1 protein-coding gene is annotated in these 258 nt (G+C 67.8%); it reads right to left on the reverse strand.

The genetic code is table 11. The annotated features are described in order from the left end of the window. Positions 1-258: Phenylacetic acid catabolic protein (locus VSR34_RS39115; protein ID WP_342965314.1), on the reverse strand; the 258-nt coding region annotated here is incomplete at both ends.

A 258-nucleotide genomic window follows, 5' to 3' on the forward strand; every position in this document is an offset into this window, starting at 1 on the left:
CGCGCGAGACGCCGAGCGTCTCCGCCGCGCTGTACAGGTAAAGGCCGTGGCCGGCTTCGTCCTGCACCTGGGCGAGCAGGATCGCCTTGCGCTTGAGGCTCGGCGCGCGCGAAATCCAGTTGCCTTCCGGGAGCATGCCGACCACTTCCGAGTGCGCGTGCTGCGAGATCTGGCGCACGAGCGTCTTGCGATAGGCTTCGGGCATCCAGTCCTGCGGCTCGATCTTGCCGTCGGCGGCCATGATGGCGTCGAACTGCG

Origin of the sequence: Paraburkholderia sp. JHI2823 (genome assembly GCF_038900695.1) — a bacterium.
In the GTDB taxonomy this organism is placed as follows: Bacteria; Pseudomonadota; Gammaproteobacteria; order Burkholderiales; family Burkholderiaceae; genus Paraburkholderia; species Paraburkholderia mimosarum.